Here is a 16,486-nt window from a genome sequence, read left to right on the forward strand (position 1 = left end):
GTCCCTATCTGCTGTGGGCGTAGGAGATTTGAGAAGGGCTGACCTTAGTACGAGAGGACCGGGTCGGACGAACCTCTGGTGTACCAGTTGTCATGCCAATGGCACTGCTGGGTAGCTACGTTCGGTCGGGATAAGCGCTGAAAGCATCTAAGCGCGAAGCCCACTCCAAGATGAGATCTCCCGTCCGCAAGGACCTAAAGGGCCCTGAAAGATTATCAGGTTGATAGGCGGCAGGTGTAAGCACAGTAATGTGTTTAGCCGAGCCGTACTAATAGCCCGTGAGTCTTGGTCCATTTATAACTTATTCGAGTGCTTTCACCATAGTATCTGTTCTCGATCTCTTATTGATATTAATTATAGCCGGGTTTAAATCCGTTTAAACCCGCAAGATTTCCCGGTGGTCATAGCTAAGAGGCAACGCCCGTTCCCATTCCGAACACGGAAGCTAAGCTCTTACACGCCGATGGTACTGCACTGGTAACGGTGTGGGAGAGTAGGTAGCTGCCGGGATTATTCTATTTAGCGGTCAACTTTTAGAAGTTGACCGCTTTTTTTAATTTTGAATTTAATAAAAATCTGATATATTATTTTGAGTATTATTAAATTGCGATAAATCAACCGAACAGGAAAAAAGCAGCGACACCGAGATATAGACGATGAAAATTAACACTATTAGAGAATTACTATTTTGGTCTTATGCCAACCTCGCAATGGCGCATGCTGCGGTTTCAAATAAAGAAGAAAAATACAGTAGAATTCATTTTATTATTCGGAATCGATTATATAACGGCCTAAAAAAGGGCTCGATGGATATTGGACAACTCGCAGACGATGAGCGACTTAAGATGATATTACCTCAGTCTTGTTGTTACTGTGGTAGCAAAGAGCATTTAACCGCTGATCATCTTATTCCTCGCAAGAAAGGCGGAGCAAACACTGGCGATAACCTGGTTTGGGCTTGCCGCGCATGTATAGCTCTAAATGTGCCACAGATGCACTGGAGTGGCTGGCAAAAAGACAGAAATTTTCGCCTTTACTGTTACTTAGACGCTATCTTAAAATGGCTATCGGAATTTCACGTGAGAAAGGTATTATGGATATTCCGATTAGTGAAGCACCCGAGATTCCATTTACGCTATCAGCTATTCCAACGAAATTTCCGCAACCTAAAAATCTAACGCTATGGATAAATGGATCGTCTAATAATTAGCGTAATAAAAACTCCCTTTAAAATAAATAACAAGGTTTATAGCGGTTTTTGTCCTTGCGAAGATAGCGCTGTTTGCATAATTTGTAATAAGTATATGATTAACGAAAAATAGGGAGAGAGTATGAGTGGTCATTCCAAATGGGCTTCCATTAAACACAAGAAAGCCGCCCTTGATGCAAAGAGAGGCAAGGTTTTCACAAAGATCATTAAAGAAATCACTGTAGCTGCACGCTTTGGTGGTGGAGATCCTTCTGGCAATGCGCGACTTAGGACTGCAATTGATGCGGGAAAAGCTGCAAACATGCCAAAGTCAAATATCGAAAATGCAATTAAAAAAGGCACGGGGGAGCTTCCCGGCGTTGTTTACGAAGAGATAACTTATGAAGGTTACGGCCCTGGAGGAGCTGCGATACTTATCGATGCTATGACGGACAATAAGCGTAGGACTGTTGCCGAAATTCGCCATATGCTCGATAAATACGGTGGTAATCTGGGAGAAACCGGTTGTGTTGGGTGGATGTTCGATAGGCGTGGTCTTATTGTTATTCAAAAAGAAGGCGTTCCCGAGGAAGAGGTTTTCGATAAAGCGCTTGAGGCTGGTGCTGAGGATGTCCAGGATGGTGAAGAAAACTGGGAGATATATACCTCACCGAGCGATCTTGAAACTGTGAGAGTTAAAATCGAATCTGCAGGATTAAATATCGAAAACTTCCAATTGACTCAACTGCCACAAAATACTATTAAATTAGAAGGCAGGGACGCTGAGAAAATGCTCAAACTTATGGATTATCTCGAAGACCACGACGATATTCAAAATGTATATGCCAATTTCGATATCGACGATGATGTCATCGAGGCATATAATTCTGCAGGGTGACAATGCCCAAGCCAAGACTGATCGTAATAGACATCGATGGAACGCTTATCGATTCACAATCGTATCTTAGGCCAGATGTTGAGAAAGCAATATTGAGAGCTATCGACGAAGGTGTTTTTGTCACTCTCGCCACAGGAAGAATGATCTCAGCCGCGAGGGAATATATTGATCGTTTAAAGCTCAGACTACCTGTTATTGCACTCAACGGTGCTATAATTGCAAATTCTTATGGTGGTAAACCATTATATCACGAACCAATATCTATCGAAAGTTCGGTTAAAATCGTCGAAGCTATATGGGATACTGATTCAACACTAATTTTCGTTTGTTGCGATAAAGCTTATGCTCGTAATGTCTCCGAGTTAACCGGCCCCGCACTTTCGACGTGGATTGTTAACATCTCGAATTTTGAGGATATTGATTTGTTGGGAAAAAAAAAGCCTTCAACAATTCTGGTGGCAGGACACCGAGATAGTATCGAAGGGATACAATCTAACACAAGGGCTTTAAACTTGGAAGATATCGAGGATCATCTCTTCCCATCGATAAGGTATTTTCCTATGCACTATGTTGAGTATCGCGCGCGAGGCACTAATAAAGGTAAAGCGCTAAAGATGTTGCGAGAGCATCTTGGTGTTTCCCGCGATGAGGTTCTCTCGATTGGAGATCATATCAACGATATTTCTATGGCGGAGGAATCTGGGATTTTCGCAGCACCGGCTTCGGCGCATCAGGTTACGCGGGATGCCGCCGATTATGTCAGTCCTCTTTCCAACGATGAGGGTGCTGTGGCACAGATTTTGGATGAATTCTATTTCAGGATTGATCAGAAATGATTTGCATTCTTGGTATAGACCCAGGAACAATCAACACCGGGTGGGGAATTCTTCAGGTTAATGGCGACAAAATTGCACATGTGGAATCAGGTGTTTTTCATCCTAAAAGCCCCGATAGAATCGAAAAACTAGTCCGAATATACGATTTCGTTATTGATTTAGTGAATAAATACAAACCATCGACTGTTGCCATCGAAGATACATTTTACGGCAAGAATGTTCAGAGTATGATAAAATTAGGTGAGGCAAGAACTTCCGCCTTACTCGCAGCAGCGCTTTCTGATGTCGATGTTGCGACTTTTGCTCCGCGAGAAATTAAGATGGCCCTTGTAGGTAACGGCAACGCGACCAAAGAGCAAGTTGCTTTTATGGTTCAGAGGTTATTAAACTCACCTGCGGGGTGTCCAACCGATCAAAGTGATGCTATCGCGGTAGCATATTGCTGGGCACAACGCGCTTTAAGGATTCGTTAAATGATAGATTTTATTAGGGGTTTTATTGCTAGAAAAGGGGATAATTTTGTTGTTATCGATGTAACGGGGATTGGATATTACCTCTCCATCTCAAAGATGACATCCGATGAAATCGGTCAATCCGGCGAAGAGGCTACATTAATCACACGACTTCTTCACCGTGAAGATACAATGGAGCTATTCGGTTTCGCCAATGAAGAAGAGCGCTTTCTTTACGATGCTCTCAATTCTATTAGCGGTATTGGCCCAAGAATGGCTTTAAATATTCTTTCGGGTTTGGGTGCAGAGGAATTTGTATTTGCGGTGGAGAATAAAGATTTGAAACTTCTCTCAACAATAAAAGGGCTTGGCAAAAAAACCGCCCAAAAGCTTTGCTTTGAGCTGGATGGAGCCTTCGATAAGATGGCTTTTCATAGTAGTAAGAAAGCAGGCGGTGCAGTTCGCGATGCAGTTTCTGCACTTGTTGCACTTGGTTATAACCCTCTGGATGCAAATCGCGGAGTTCGTGAAGCTGTGTCATTGGTTGGTGAAAAAAATATAGATGCAGTTATCAGAACTGCTCTTGAAATTATACGAAAGCAATAAAATGGAAGAACCACTTAAGCCATATAAGAATGACAGCGACCTTGAATTTGAGGAAACGCTTAGGCCATCGAGACTTATCGAATTTGTTGGCCAAACAGCTATAAAGACTAAACTCGGAATATATATTCAGGCGGCAAAGAAACGCGATGAAGCACTCGATCACACCCTTCTTTATGGACCTCCTGGACTCGGTAAAACAACGCTTGCGCATATAATAGCGAATGAAATGGGCTCAAGTATCCATGTGTCAGCGGGACCTGTTCTCGAAAGACCTGGCGATTTGGTTGGGATTCTTACCGGTCTTAAAGGAGGGGATGTTCTTTTTATAGATGAAATACATCGGCTTCCAAGAGGTGTCGAGGAATATCTTTACTCCGCAATGGAGGACTTTGCCCTAGATATCATTATCGATAAAGGCCCGGCTGCCAGAACAATTTCTTTAAAGCTCCCTCGCTTCACTCTTGTTGGTGCTACCACTCGTGCAGGTCTTATTACTGCACCACTTCGCTCGCGTTTTGGTGTGGTCGAGAGAATGGACTATTATCCGCCCGATGAACTTTATGAAATAGTCAAGCGTAGCGCAAGGATACTCGAAATTGAAACCGATGCAGAGGGGGGTTCAGAGATCGCAAAAAGAAGCAGGGGAACGCCAAGAATTGCGAACAGGCTTCTTAGGCGGGTTCGTGATTATGCACAAGTCAAAGGCGATGGCATAATTTCATGTAAATTAGCTTACGAGTTCTTGGATATTCTAATGATAGATCATCTCGGTCTCGACGAGATGGATAGGCGTATTTTGTTGACGATTATTGAAAAATATGAGGGTGGCCCTGTCGGTCTAGGAACTATAGCAGCTGTGCTTGGTGAAGACGAGGGGACTATTGAATCTGTATATGAACCTTACCTTCTTCAACTAGGTTTCATCAATAGAACTCCGCGCGGTAGAAAAGCAACGCGCGGTGCATATAAACATATGAAATGTGTATATCCCATGGACAGCGGAGGGCTTTTTTAATGAAAACATCTAAAACAATTGGTTTTATCGAAGATTACGTAAAAGCACATGCCAATGCCGGTCCGCGAGATATCTATAAATTAGTTTATCAAAGCTTTATGGGGCCCGAGCACCTTCTTCTTGACCTTTTCCATTCTAAAGAGGCACTTTCTGAGGAATTTGAATTGGCTGCGCCTATTTGCGGTCCGGTTTTCGAGGAATTAGTGCCGGGGACAGATATTTTGAGAGTCAATATTCGAGCATTTAAAGCTAAAAAAGGTGATTGCGAAACCCTTTGGAAAACTCTTAAGCTGACGCTATCGTTGTTTCGACCAAAACCTTTCGAGTTTACTGAAACATGGCGCGTTTTAAGCCCGATTTTAGCTCAGAATGCTGGATGGGCTAAAGATATCAAACTACTCGATGACTTGGCGTATCAATCGAATCCACAACCTGCACATCATTCAGAGAAATTCAGGAGGGAAGAAAATCCATCTTATAGAATTGTATCAAAGAAGGCTATCGAGGGAATCGGGGGGCTTTTATGGGAACTTCATGAAAAAGAAATAAAAAAACAACCTTCAGCATCACGCGAGATAATGCCTGATGTTGCAGGTTATAGGCCCGAATATGAAATCGACATAGAACGGGTTGGGATCGAATATCTAGATTATCCGATTGTTGTTTTGGATAAAGAAAACAAAAAACAAAGCACTGTTGCAAAGGTTAGGATGTCTGTCGATCTGCCCTCTTGCTGGCGTGGAACACACATGAGCAGGTTTATCGAGATAATAAATGAATATCGTGGTGAGATCACCTTCATTCAGATCAAACAGATTCTCGAAGAGGTTATTCGCCAGTTTCAAGCCAGGGCAGCACATCTGACGCTCGAATTCCCTTATTTTTTAGAGAAGATCGCACCGATAAGTGGGTTAAAGTCCTTGATGGAATATAAAGCTACTTTTAATGGCGAAATCGTCGAAGGGAAATTCGATTTCAAACTTGGCGTAAAAGTTCCTGTGACTACATTATGCCCTTGTAGCAAGGAAATTTCGGAAAATGGTGCCCACAGTCAGCGAACTCATATAGGTATCGAAGTAATTGGCGAAACCTTTGTTTGGCTCGAGGAACTCATTGAATTAGGCGAAAAATGTGCGAGTTCGCCGGTATATGCAACTCTCAAACGTGAAGACGAGAAATTTGTCACTGAATCGGCTTATGCAAATCCGCGCTTTGTTGAGGATGTAGTTAGGGCGGTGACCAAGGAGTTATCATCGAGAACTGATATTCTGTGGTTTCGTGTTCGGGCTTCAAGCAACGAATCGATTCATAATCATTCCGCTTTTGCACAGATAACACGAGGAAAACAGGGCGCTAGACTGAAATGTCACTCCGAGTAGTTAATCTCTCGACAATACATATAGAAATTATTAAAACGGTTGCAATGAACATAATTATGATCATTGCAAGGTAGTATTTACCTGTTTGATGTAGGTGCGAGATTAAAAGCGCAAGAGCAAACATGATTCCAGTATTTGCTATTGAAACGATGATCTTTTCGGCAGAAAAGGATTGGTTTTTTTTAATGGGTTTTGTTTTCTTTTCAGGCAAAGTTTCGAAATAGCCTATTTTTTTCAATATATCGATTTTATTCAAATAAAAAAACGACATTATTAAAAATACAAAACCGATTATTGTTGTAAAAATCAAGCTTAAAAGAGATAGATTATCACCGAACATTTCCGAGAGGATAATTATAACTCCACCTAATAAACCACCGCTACACGAAAAACAGAAATAAAACAAATATTGTATTAACTTCTTTTTTCTGATTGTTCCTCCTCCGCTTTTAGGCTAATCTCGAGTGATGTTAAAAATAATAAAGCAAGACTATTATTGTAGCTTCCATCCCGATATTGGCGATATATTTCATCGAGGTTCACCCAGTCCACAATATGGCGCTTTTTTAAATCGGCTAAGTTTTCTTGAATGGTTTCTCGGTAGTCCTTCCGATTGTTTATTGCGGATTGAAAATCTACATAGTTCACCCTCCTGAAAACATTTATAGATTCCCAGAAGGATTTAAAGAGGTCGTCTTTGTTGAAAACATTCGATATTATCTCGCGGGATTTATTGAGTGCGCGTCTAATAAGGAGTTTTGAATCAGAGGCGTGAAGTCCTGCGCCCAAATAGCCCTCGGTGGGCAACTTGAATATTTTTGGATAGGCGGATAAGGCTATCTTATTAAATAAATATCGTTTAAAGCGCAACTCTCTTGGAAGACTGAGAGTAAACTCGACCCATTTTGGTGTTGTGAAAGGTGTGCGGAATTTAAAATTATTAACCAGGACTACTCGCTTTATATAATTTTTCTGCCTTATAGCGAAATCAATTTGCTCATCGAAAGAAAGAACCGAGCTATCTATAATGGGTGTTTCTGGGAGGCAATCCTCTAATCTGAGTCCCAGCTTCGGCAGATTGGCGAAATGATTGAGATTGTTCCATTTTACGAAGATAGATTTCGCCTCGTCCCAGGTTCGGCTTTTTTGAATTGGAAGATGCGAACCGGCAAGTGGGTCGCCCATAAATCCACTCCAGTAAACGACGTCATTGCCGTATTCATGACATACAATCGAATTGTAGAAGGCATCGATTAACCAGGTCCATGATCCTCCGTTTTTGGCTGTTTGGAGCAACGATTCCGTATCGATTTTAATTTTATTGAGATTTATCGTTTTGTGTTTCAATCCCAGTTTTTTTGCCAATTTGACCGCTATTTCATAATTATATGCTCCGGGTTGGCCATAAGTTACAGTCTGGATTCGGTCTTGTATGCCGCTTTCTAATAGTGAAGCGATAATTAAGCGGGAATCTAAACCGCCACTTAGAGGGATGACGTGGTCTTTGGAGCTTAAATCTTCGAAGCAAGCTCGAAGTGTTTTTACTCCTTCGTCGATCATAATGGACTCATCCTCGATGCTGTTGGAATTGGAGAGATTTAAAGCATCAAAATCATAACCGAATAACTGGTTAAGAGGTTTTTCGTCTAGAATTGGGAGGTAGCCGCAGGAAATAAAATATGACAACTCTTTTTCATTATACATTTAGCAGCCTGCTTTTAACATAGATTTCGGCTCGATGAATACAAGTTTAAATAACTTAGCATAATATAAGTTAAAAAAAATTATCTTGGGCGCAAATGAAAATATACTTTTAAAAGAAATATAGGATTTGCTCTGAGAATTATCTGAGGTTTCAAAAAGACTCTAATCTTGCGTTTGGCATGATAATTGATTAAACTTAATCGTGATTGAATCTTATAACCAAGGCGACTATGAGAATTCTATTTTTAATAATTGGAACGATTGTCTTATGCTCGGGGATTTCAGCTCAAACAGTTTATGGGGATATGACTCTTCCTGCCGGTGCATTTTTATGGTTAAATACAAGCGCTCAATATGAGGCACTCGGTGGAGCCGCGACGGTTGTGGGCGACCTTAAAACAGGCGGGAATGCCAACCCGGCTGCGCTTTTTGGCGAACGCACTCTTTGCGCTGGAGTTTCATATAGTTACATGCGCTCTAAGACCTTCAACTCCAATATCTTTTTTGGCAAAACTATGGGTAATTGGGCGGGAACGAGTAGGTTTTTTCTAATGGATTCCGACAAAATCGAGGCTCGTTCGGGGCCGACTTCAGAACCGGATTATACCTTCTCATCCCACCAGCTTTATATGCAATTTGCGGTGGCAAAGCGATTTCCCAATGTAATTGACCTTGGCACGAGTGCAAAATGGATTCACGAGCGAATCGATCAAGAATCCCGAGAGGGTTGGGTCTTCGATTTTGGTGCGGTGTCGAGCTATAAATTCGTTAGCGGTGGTGTTTCGTTACAAAATCTAGGTAACGAGGTTGTTTTCAATATGTTTAGAGAGCGCTATCCATTAACCTATAGAGCTGGGTTGGCCGCAGATATACTTGGCTATGGAACTCTGGTTGCTGATTATATAAAACCCGACCGATTAACTGGTTGGTTTGCTCTAGGTGCTGAATATAACATTACTGATTATGCCGCTCTTCGTGTAGGATTTACGCCCGGACACGATACTCGCAATTTTTCCGCCGGTTTCGGAGTTCGCAAAGCGGGCATCGAACTTGATTATGCCCTTGTTAATTATTCAGAGGGGCTCGGGATCAGCCATCAAGTCACTCTTTCGTATGGAATACCAAGATGAGGATTTCTCGGGTAGGAATCGCTCTTCTGTTTTACCCTCTATTAGTGTTGGCGCAAGCATCGAATGCGGAAATTATTTGGCCGCTTAACTGCTCGCCGCAACTCACAAGCAGTTTCGGCGAGTTTCGCGTCGGACACTTTCACGCCGGACTTGATTTCCGCACACCCGATGGTGAAGGCATGTCAATAATTGCCCCTGCCGATGGCGACATTATCCGTGTTAGGAATAATCCATGGGGATACGGCAAGGTTATATATTATCAACTCGCGAACGGAGATGTGTATATTTTTGCGCATCTCAGCGCTTTTGATGAGAATATAACGCAGCGAATAAACGAGTTCTGTATAAAAAATAGAAGTAATACATCGGAATTGTGGTTCAAGAAAGGCGATTTTCCCTTTAAAGCCGGCGACACACTAGCTTTTTCTGGAAGCACCGGCGCTGGAAGCCCGCATTTACATTTCGAAATCAGAAACGGTTTCGATAAAGCATTTAACCCTGGGCATTTAGGTTATATCACAAAAGACACGCTTTCCCCAAGGATAACCGCTTTGTGGGCTGTTCCGTATGGTAATAATTCCTCGGTTGATGGGCACTATCGACCTGTGCGTTATCCAATTGGAGATAAGCTTGAACTCACTTTTAGCGCAAGTGGATGTATCTATTTTGCAATCGAGGCCTTCGACCTCGAAAGCGAAATCAATCATAACCATTTTGGAATACATGAAATTTCACTTGAGGAAAAAACAGATACTCTATTCCATTTTCTTGCAGACACATTTTCGTATTCTCGCACAAGGCAAATTGGACTAATATATGACTTAGGGCTTCAAGAAGAATTCGAGCTTAAAAGGCCACCTCTTAAGCTGATTCATCCTTTTGGGGCCGATGTTTCTCTTTTAAAAGGCACCTCAGAGGGATTCGGTCTAATCAATATTTCCGATGACACGGTAATATCGAAATTAACACTTGCAGATTTTTGCGGTAATAAAACAGGCTTAAACATCGAGATCAAGCCTTCTCTTCAATATGTATCTACCGAATTATGGGCTTCTGAGGAACATGGTCAACTTATGTTTCACTCTCTTCTTTCCAAGGAAGATACCCTTGGTTTTCGATTTGAGTGTTCGATAGACGATAAACTTTTGCGCGATAGAATTCCCACGGAGGGTATCCCAACGCGACTTAAATCTGAGACTAAATCGGTGAGAATACGAGTTGTTGACTCTCCAAATTGTGTAGCATTATGGAATTCGACCGAAGGAACTAAACCTGAAATCTCATACAAAGTATTTGGTTCAGACAATATTATTCTCCAAGCAGATTTCCATGAACCACCGCCGAGTTTACCGAAAATCGAATTCGCCGAAATGCAAATTTTACCCGAAATGATAAATGATACTTCTTTTACTTTTAGGGTTTTTGATTATCCTTTGGAAGAGGAGGCTTTTTTAACGGTCGGCAGGGAGAAAAATTTATTAAATCCAAGCCTGTTTGTGGTCGAGGATAATCTTGAAACGGTTGTCGGAAATGGGGTGTTAAGATTAAATGTGCCGAAGGGAGGAGTTTTTCACCCATTTATTGCGACGGATAACTTCATCGAGGTCTTTGCTGATTCCGGATTTCAATGCTCTATCGAACCTGCAGGTGTTATGCTCAGATCTAAAGCGTGTATCACGCTTTTAAGCGAAAAGATCGATAATCTGAACGAAAAGACATGTATTATCCAGATTTGGAGGGGCGATACGGTTTTCCTTAGTTCCGAAAGGGATGAAGATAATAATCTATATGCCAAAATTGGGGCATTTGGGACATTTGCTCTTGCCGAGGATACTCTTGCACCATTAATTGAATTCTTACATAAACCAAATGCAAGGTTTAATAATAGACTAATAGCAAAAATCGAGGACGACCTGTCGGGTTTCTCAAATAAGCGCCTTCCACAGAGTTATATTGACGATGTTTGGGTTCCCACTGAATACGATAGCGATAAAAATGAAATTGCTGTCGATATTAAAGGACTAGACCCTGGCAATTATGTATGGAAAGTAATTGCTATCGATGTTGCCGGCAATTCTATTAAGGACGAAATACATTTTAATAAAATATAGGGGGGAAAATGAAATATTTGTTTTTATTCATAATGTTATTGTTGATTTTTATCGCGTGCGAAGCTCCGAAACAATCGCCTCTCGATACTGTAAAGGCAAATTACATGGCAATGCAAAATGAAGATATCGAAGCCTATCTCAAGACGGTTTCCGGGCCTCGAGCCTATGTTGCCGGAACGCTTCTCGTGAAATTCTTCGAGGATTACAATGTCGATTATAACATCGATACTATAGAGTTATTGGGCGAAATTAGCGATGTAGCTCAAGTAAGAACTGTAGTAACTGCCACTGATCGCAAAGGCGCGAACGAATTTCACGATAATCGGATGGTTGCAATACACAAATTGAAGTTCGACGCCGAAGGATGGCGTATTAATCTCTCCGAGGTTGAAAAGCCGGTTTTCCTGGATAAAACCCCAGTAGTTGCAGATTCAGTTCGATAGTTTAACATAAACAGTTATTGAGCGCACTGTATTTATCGTGTTTGCTGGAAGTCTGTGTTCAATGTAGTTGTAAATGTGTTGTATCGAATCGATGTTGCTTTATATCAATACATGAAGAAATTTGTGAGATACCAGCCAATAATCGACTCCCCGAAATAGAAAACGATTAACCCGGCAATCATCAAAAATGGTCCGAATGGAATGAGCCTTTCCTCTCGGGTTTTTTTGGAAATAATCATACCAACGATGCCACCGATGGTTCCTAAAAGCGCTCCTAGAAAAATTGTAAGCAGAACGCCTTGCCATCCAACAAAGGCGCCTATCATCGCTATGAGTTTAACGTCGCCGAAACCGAGAGCCTCTCTCTTAAAGACCGCTTTTCCTCCAACTCGAACAAGAAACAGGATTCCGGCACCGATAAGCCCTGCTAGAAGCGCCCAAAAAAGTCCGGCCCAAGAACCGGTGCGTAAAGGTGCGAGAATTAACCCTACAATAAATCCACCTATCGATAGCTCATTAGGAATTATCCGGTGGTGAAAGTCTATGCCTGCTATCGAAATACCCATCCCCGTGAGGATAATCGCTGTTGGAACTTCCATGCTTAATGTCGAGCCTGTGAGAGGCCATGCAATTGCAAAAAGAATGGCCGTGGCTAATTCTACAATAGGATATTGAATCGATATTCGCTCGCCGCAGTTCCTGCATTTGCCTCCAAGGATTATGTAGCTGAGAACGGGAATATTATCGTAAGCCTTAATCCGTGAATTACACTTTGGGCAGTGTGAAGGGGGAAAGGCTATGCTTTCCTCTCTAGGAAGACGCCAGATCACTACATTAAGGAAGCTTCCGATCGGGAGACCGAAAATAAAAAGTGCAAGTATCGGGAAAAAGTCCATTATTTTCTCCTCATGGATTCAGGTATAACGCCCGGTGCGTCTTCATCGCCAATTAATTCTCCTACTTTGACTCCTGGAAGTTCAAGGTATTTTTTCCAGGCTACTCGTGCTTTCTCATTCTCGCCTATATCTGAATAAACCATAGATAATAGCCTGTGAATATATGGATCTAATGGATTTAATTCCTTTGCTTTTTCCAGATATCGAATAGCATCTTGATGATTGCCTAAGGTGTGCTCCAATTTGCCGATGTTTAGGTATGCAAAATAATAATCGGAATTCAGCGAAAGAGCCTCTAAATAATATGAACGGGCTTCATTATAGTTATTCCTTTTGCTTTCCATATTACCCAAAGTTAAATAAAGATGTGCATTTTTTGGTGCCAACAGAGATGCAGATAACAACGTCGATTCAGCTTGTGCGAACTTCTGTTGATAGATATACGCATTTGCAAGAGATAGATAAGCTGGCAATGTCTTTTTATTTGTAGAGATAGCAGCTTTTGCGTGATAAATAACCGAATCGTGTTCTCCCATTTCGCCGTAGATTTTTGCCATTCCTGTGTGAGCCATTACAGATTTTGGCGATGCCTTAAGATGAGAAGAATAGAACATTAGTTCATTACGCCAATCAAAATTTCTAGCGTAGATCAACCCAGAATAGTAAAATAAAACAGAAATTACAAAAAGAGCATAAATCGAGGAGCGGGGTTTCTTTAATTTGACTCTATCACTTAATTTTGTGACAATGGAGGCGACTATATATGCGAATCCTAAGCTAGGTAAATATAGAAACCTTTCTGAAAGAGGGGCTGCTGAAAGAGAGATTATGTTTACAACTAATGCGAGACCGATAAAGATTGTCGAAAGCCAGAAAGCTAAATCCTTTCTTTTCTTAATGATAAATAGAACAAAGAAAAACACTAATATCAAAATTATTAAGTATGAGACGATAACGGTAAAGTTGAACTGGATTCCATCGCCACATATCGAAAGACATTGTTCCCTTCTATATGCATTAAATTTGAATGGAAAAAACAGCATCGAAAAGTAATTGCAAAGAAATACAGGGGCATAAAAAAGCCTAACAGGGAAATCCAATTGAGTTAAATTAATAGCATTGTAACCCGATATTTTCCCCAGTATAAGCGCTCGAATTGGTAGATATAAAACCGTAATAACTATAAACGGAGAAATTGAAATTAAAGCGTCCTTAAGCTTTGTTTTCTCATTAATTAATATTTCCCATAAAAGGATGACAGGCACGAAGATTATTATAAGCTCTTTCGAGAGTAACCCTAGCGCAAAAGAACAAAGAGAAAGGTATAAAGGTAACACACGATTGTATCTGCGATAATCAAAATAATGGATCAAAGCGAGTAAAAAAAACAACGTCGCTAAAAGATCTGTTCTGCCGCTTATAAATGTAATAGATTCAACATGGTAAGGATGAAGAGCGAAAATAGCTGTTGCAAGCCATGCCGAGCCGAATTTCAAAAGGCGGAAATGCCGTCTCAGTAAATAATAGAAGAGAAAAACACACAAAAGATGGAGTAAGAGGTTGATCACATGGAAGTAAAATGGGCTTATCCCGAAAAACTTATAGTTAAGCCAATACGAAAAAGAAACTATCGGTCTATAGTAACTTGAAGTGTTCCATTTATGAGAGGGAAAGAATTGGCCTTTAAAGAAGATTGTCGGATCATTTTGGAATAGAGTCGGATTCTCTTTGATTAAAAAAATATCATCCCAAACAAAATCACCATAAAGACCGTTCAAGTAAACCAATGCAGTTAGGACAAGAAGTCCTATTAAAGCAAATCTATGAATTAAAATGGCGTGTCGGTCGAGATTAGAATTCTTCATAATGTATAATTAAGCAAAGATTATTGAAATATGCAATAAAAAAAAAGGGTGTCCAATGAACACCCTTTAAAGACGCAAATTTAAGATTTGCTTAGAATGAGCCGCCACCGAGATCGCCATTTGCGCTGATAGTAACGGCGTTGACATCGCCAAGAGAGGCGTCAACAGCTGTGTTTGCACGACCCTGAGCAGCACCATCTGCAACAATATCATAGATGAAGCGTGGTTCGCCACTCGGGACATCGATAACCATGCCACTAGGAACATTGTCTGCAGCAGCATCATTCCAGTCAAATACATCGGTGACTGCAGTAGCATAGGCGCCAGTCTCTTCATAAAGGGTCTGGTTAGCTGTCCAAATCTGCTTAACAACAAGTCTTGCTTCCGAAATTTTGCTCTTTTTAGAAGCAGCCATAAATCTCGGAATCGCCAATGCGGCAAGAATACCGATGATAACGACAACTATCATGAGCTCGATCAGTGTAAAACCTTTTTTCATTTTGCCCTCCTAGGCTTTGGTTTAAAAAATTGGTTGTTTTCAAATTTCCTAAATTAACAGGTGCAGAGTGTATGCCAAAACCCTGGAAAATTGGATAAGTATATGTATATCAATAGGTTATTAATAAATTGATTTAGCGTTTAGGAGACACTTTCGGTGAAAAAAGCCTTGCATTTTGCATTTTGCAAAGCTCATTTAAAGTTTCAAAGATTTCTTAGCGTAATCGCCAAGAAGATATTCGGTTTTTGGGTGAAATAGTGCCCGAAATAAGTCACGCTTGAGTCCTGGGTTATCACATTCTAGCTCATCTAGGAGTTTCTTGATATAATCTCTCTTTGTATTTCCGTCTAAGGAGCATTTTCTTGATAGATCAGGAAAAGAAAAAGCATCTGCATAAGCTCGAATTTGTGTTTCACGCGCAAGGAATAGGGGACGAATAAGATGGAATTTCCCAGAAAAAAGGCTTTGGTTTGGGCGAATTGCCGCAATCTGACGCCCATAGAAGGCATTAATTAGAAAAGTGGCAAGAACGTCATCGCGGTGATGGCCGAGGGCTATCTTGTTTGCACCAAGTTTATCCGCTGTTTCGATAAGGGCTTTTCTACGCAAACGGCTACATATGAAACATGGATTTTGAGGTCTGTCATTTCCAAAGGAGATTTTTGCGATTGTTTTACATTCAACAACATATAATTCCATCCCCCTCATAAGGGAAAATTCTTTTAGGTCGAGAAATTCGTCGTTTTTTTCCGAGAAACCTGAATCGATAAAAACAGGTATAAATTCAACAGTTCGAGCCCACCAAGGAGATTTTTCCCTGAAAATATCAAGTAGGACCAATGAATCCTTACCGCCACTGACCGCTATAAGAACTCGGTCACCGTCTTCGAAAAGATGAAACATGCCCACAGCCTTTTTCACCGAACGCAGAAGGACGCTTTTTCTTTTATTAGCTGAAAGGTTTCTAAAACCACTGTTCAAAGGTTGACTACTCCTTTGCTGTAACGGGGAACGATAGTATGAGATCCGATCTGAGTGCAAAATGCAACATCCTCAATAAGACCGAGATTTTGAGAAAGATAGGTAGGATGTTCCGCTGAGGCAAGGGTTTCATCTGGTGCAGAAACATACCTCCCGAATAGCCATCGCGCACAAACCGCCGAATCTGATTGAAGAACAGGTTTTTTCCCAATTCTGATTAATTCGTCAATAATCATCCCGGCACAAATAGTGTCTTCGAGCGAAAAACGCCCGAGTTTGCCCGAACATACCAATAATAATTTCTCGGCATGTCTTACTTCATTTATTAAGCTGGGCATATTTATAAAACCCCCAATAAACACCTCGTAGGCATCGGAGCAGGCCAGGAGTGTTTTGCTACCATTGGTCGAGGCGAAAATCAGTGTTCTTCCCATGACCATTTCTGCTGTGTATTCGAGAGGGGAGTTTCCAAGGTCGAAACC

The 16,486-nt window shown here is 41.2% G+C and carries 17 protein-coding genes and 2 rRNA genes; 12 read left to right on the forward strand and 7 right to left on the reverse strand.

The annotated features are described in order from the left end of the window. From KAH81_08655 to KAH81_08695, 9 genes are all read left to right on the forward strand, one after another. Positions 1 to 293 (forward strand): 23S ribosomal RNA (locus KAH81_08655); the annotation flags it as partial. 100 nt (positions 294 to 393) lie between these two features. Further along, positions 394 to 510 (forward strand): 5S ribosomal RNA (gene rrf / locus KAH81_08660). A gap of 146 nt (positions 511 to 656) precedes the next feature. Beyond that, entirely contained in the window at positions 657 to 1,178 is a 522-nt protein-coding gene (locus tag KAH81_08665) for an HNH endonuclease (protein MCK5833725.1), read from the forward strand. Positions 1,179 to 1,331: 153 nt separating this feature from the next. Next, the gene (locus KAH81_08670) at positions 1,332 to 2,087 is read left to right on the forward strand and encodes a YebC/PmpR family DNA-binding transcriptional regulator (protein MCK5833726.1); all 756 of its coding nucleotides are present in this window, start codon (positions 1,332 to 1,334) and stop codon (positions 2,085 to 2,087) included. 2 nt (positions 2,088 to 2,089) lie between these two features. Next, positions 2,090 to 2,923 (forward strand): Cof-type HAD-IIB family hydrolase, encoded by an 834-nt coding sequence (locus tag KAH81_08675; GenBank protein ID MCK5833727.1) that lies wholly within the window; start codon positions 2,090 to 2,092, stop codon positions 2,921 to 2,923. Next, positions 2,920 to 3,396, forward strand: coding sequence for a crossover junction endodeoxyribonuclease RuvC (gene ruvC, locus KAH81_08680; protein MCK5833728.1), 477 nt, complete (start codon positions 2,920 to 2,922; stop codon positions 3,394 to 3,396). The genes KAH81_08675 and ruvC overlap by 4 nt, the downstream gene beginning before the upstream one ends. Then, a complete protein-coding gene (gene ruvA / locus KAH81_08685) occupies positions 3,397 to 3,981 on the forward strand; it encodes a Holliday junction branch migration protein RuvA (GenBank protein MCK5833729.1) in 585 nt (194 codons plus the stop codon). It abuts the gene before it with no gap. Between the two features lies 1 nt (position 3,982). Continuing rightward, positions 3,983 to 4,996, forward strand: coding sequence for a Holliday junction branch migration DNA helicase RuvB (ruvB, locus tag KAH81_08690; GenBank protein ID MCK5833730.1), 1,014 nt, complete (start codon positions 3,983 to 3,985; stop codon positions 4,994 to 4,996). Between the two features lie 578 nt (positions 4,997 to 5,574). Continuing rightward, the gene (locus KAH81_08695) at positions 5,575 to 6,375 is read left to right on the forward strand and encodes a GTP cyclohydrolase I FolE2 (GenBank protein MCK5833731.1); all 801 of its coding nucleotides are present in this window, start codon (positions 5,575 to 5,577) and stop codon (positions 6,373 to 6,375) included. Here KAH81_08695 and KAH81_08700 read toward each other — a convergent pair. Both KAH81_08700 and KAH81_08705 read right to left on the reverse strand, forming a co-directional pair. Further along, complete coding sequence (locus KAH81_08700; GenBank protein MCK5833732.1) at positions 6,350 to 6,586, reverse strand: hypothetical protein; 237 nt, start codon at positions 6,584 to 6,586, stop codon at positions 6,350 to 6,352. The two genes, KAH81_08695 and KAH81_08700, sit on opposite strands and share 26 nt — an antisense overlap. Positions 6,587 to 6,789: 203 nt before the next feature. After that, positions 6,790 to 8,079, reverse strand: a complete 1,290-nt coding sequence (locus tag KAH81_08705) for a 7-cyano-7-deazaguanine synthase (GenBank protein MCK5833733.1) — start codon at positions 8,077 to 8,079, stop codon at positions 6,790 to 6,792. A gap of 230 nt (positions 8,080 to 8,309) precedes the next feature. Here KAH81_08705 and KAH81_08710 point away from each other — a divergent pair, with 230 nt between their 5' ends. The 3 genes from KAH81_08710 to KAH81_08720 are packed head-to-tail and all read left to right on the forward strand — an operon-like array spanning position 8,310 to position 11,763. After that, positions 8,310 to 9,209: a hypothetical protein gene (locus KAH81_08710; protein ID MCK5833734.1), complete on the forward strand. Its 900-nt coding sequence runs from the start codon at positions 8,310 to 8,312 to the stop codon at positions 9,207 to 9,209. Next, entirely contained in the window at positions 9,206 to 11,320 is a 2,115-nt protein-coding gene (locus KAH81_08715; GenBank protein ID MCK5833735.1) for a M23 family metallopeptidase, read from the forward strand. The genes KAH81_08710 and KAH81_08715 overlap by 4 nt, the downstream gene beginning before the upstream one ends. Positions 11,321 to 11,328: 8 nt before the next feature. Then, positions 11,329 to 11,763 carry a hypothetical protein gene (locus KAH81_08720; protein ID MCK5833736.1) on the forward strand — a complete coding sequence of 145 codons (435 nt, stop codon included), beginning with the start codon at positions 11,329 to 11,331 and terminating at the stop codon, positions 11,761 to 11,763. 104 nt (positions 11,764 to 11,867) lie between these two features. On the opposite strand, the gene KAH81_08725 is transcribed toward KAH81_08720, so the two are convergent. The 5 genes from KAH81_08725 to KAH81_08745 all read right to left on the reverse strand — a co-directional run. Then, on the reverse strand, positions 11,868 to 12,659 hold the full coding sequence (locus KAH81_08725) for a prepilin peptidase (protein MCK5833737.1): 792 nt from the start codon (positions 12,657 to 12,659) through the stop codon (positions 11,868 to 11,870). After that, entirely contained in the window at positions 12,659 to 14,524 is a 1,866-nt protein-coding gene (locus KAH81_08730) for a tetratricopeptide repeat protein (GenBank protein MCK5833738.1), read from the reverse strand. Before KAH81_08730 ends, KAH81_08725 begins: the two co-directional genes overlap by 1 nt. A gap of 91 nt (positions 14,525 to 14,615) precedes the next feature. Continuing rightward, on the reverse strand, positions 14,616 to 15,023 hold the full coding sequence (locus KAH81_08735; protein MCK5833739.1) for a prepilin-type N-terminal cleavage/methylation domain-containing protein: 408 nt from the start codon (positions 15,021 to 15,023) through the stop codon (positions 14,616 to 14,618). Between the two features lie 195 nt (positions 15,024 to 15,218). Beyond that, positions 15,219 to 16,004, reverse strand: coding sequence for a tRNA 2-thiocytidine(32) synthetase TtcA (locus tag KAH81_08740; GenBank protein ID MCK5833740.1), 786 nt, complete (start codon positions 16,002 to 16,004; stop codon positions 15,219 to 15,221). Beyond that, the coding region (locus KAH81_08745; protein MCK5833741.1) for a 2-phosphosulfolactate phosphatase at positions 16,001 to 16,486 on the reverse strand (486 nt) is incomplete at its 5' end. The genes KAH81_08740 and KAH81_08745, both read right to left, overlap by 4 nt.

It is taken from the genome of bacterium (assembly GCA_023145965.1).
In the GTDB taxonomy this organism is placed as follows: Bacteria; UBP14; UBA6098; order UBA6098; family UBA6098; genus UBA6098.

Bases quoted from the DNA above. Each gene is read 5' to 3' on its own strand.
- KAH81_08665 (MCK5833725.1), top strand. From the start codon at position 657: ATGAAAATTAACACTATTAGAGAATTACTATTTTGGTCTTATGCCAAC.
- KAH81_08670 (MCK5833726.1), top strand. From the start codon at position 1,332: ATGAGTGGTCATTCCAAATGGGCTTCCATTAAACACAAGAAAGCCGCC.
- KAH81_08675 (MCK5833727.1), top strand. From the start codon at position 2,090: ATGCCCAAGCCAAGACTGATCGTAATAGACATCGATGGAACGCTTATC.
- ruvC (MCK5833728.1), top strand. From the start codon at position 2,920: ATGATTTGCATTCTTGGTATAGACCCAGGAACAATCAACACCGGGTGG.
- ruvA (MCK5833729.1), top strand. From the start codon at position 3,397: ATGATAGATTTTATTAGGGGTTTTATTGCTAGAAAAGGGGATAATTTT.
- ruvB (MCK5833730.1), top strand. From the start codon at position 3,983: ATGGAAGAACCACTTAAGCCATATAAGAATGACAGCGACCTTGAATTT.
- KAH81_08695 (MCK5833731.1), top strand. From the start codon at position 5,575: ATGCCTGATGTTGCAGGTTATAGGCCCGAATATGAAATCGACATAGAA.
- KAH81_08705 (MCK5833733.1), bottom strand. From the start codon at position 8,079: ATGTATAATGAAAAAGAGTTGTCATATTTTATTTCCTGCGGCTACCTC.
- KAH81_08710 (MCK5833734.1), top strand. From the start codon at position 8,310: ATGAGAATTCTATTTTTAATAATTGGAACGATTGTCTTATGCTCGGGG.
- KAH81_08715 (MCK5833735.1), top strand. From the start codon at position 9,206: ATGAGGATTTCTCGGGTAGGAATCGCTCTTCTGTTTTACCCTCTATTA.
- KAH81_08720 (MCK5833736.1), top strand. From the start codon at position 11,329: ATGAAATATTTGTTTTTATTCATAATGTTATTGTTGATTTTTATCGCG.
- KAH81_08725 (MCK5833737.1), bottom strand. From the start codon at position 12,659: ATGGACTTTTTCCCGATACTTGCACTTTTTATTTTCGGTCTCCCGATC.
- KAH81_08730 (MCK5833738.1), bottom strand. From the start codon at position 14,524: ATGAAGAATTCTAATCTCGACCGACACGCCATTTTAATTCATAGATTT.
- KAH81_08735 (MCK5833739.1), bottom strand. From the start codon at position 15,023: ATGAAAAAAGGTTTTACACTGATCGAGCTCATGATAGTTGTCGTTATC.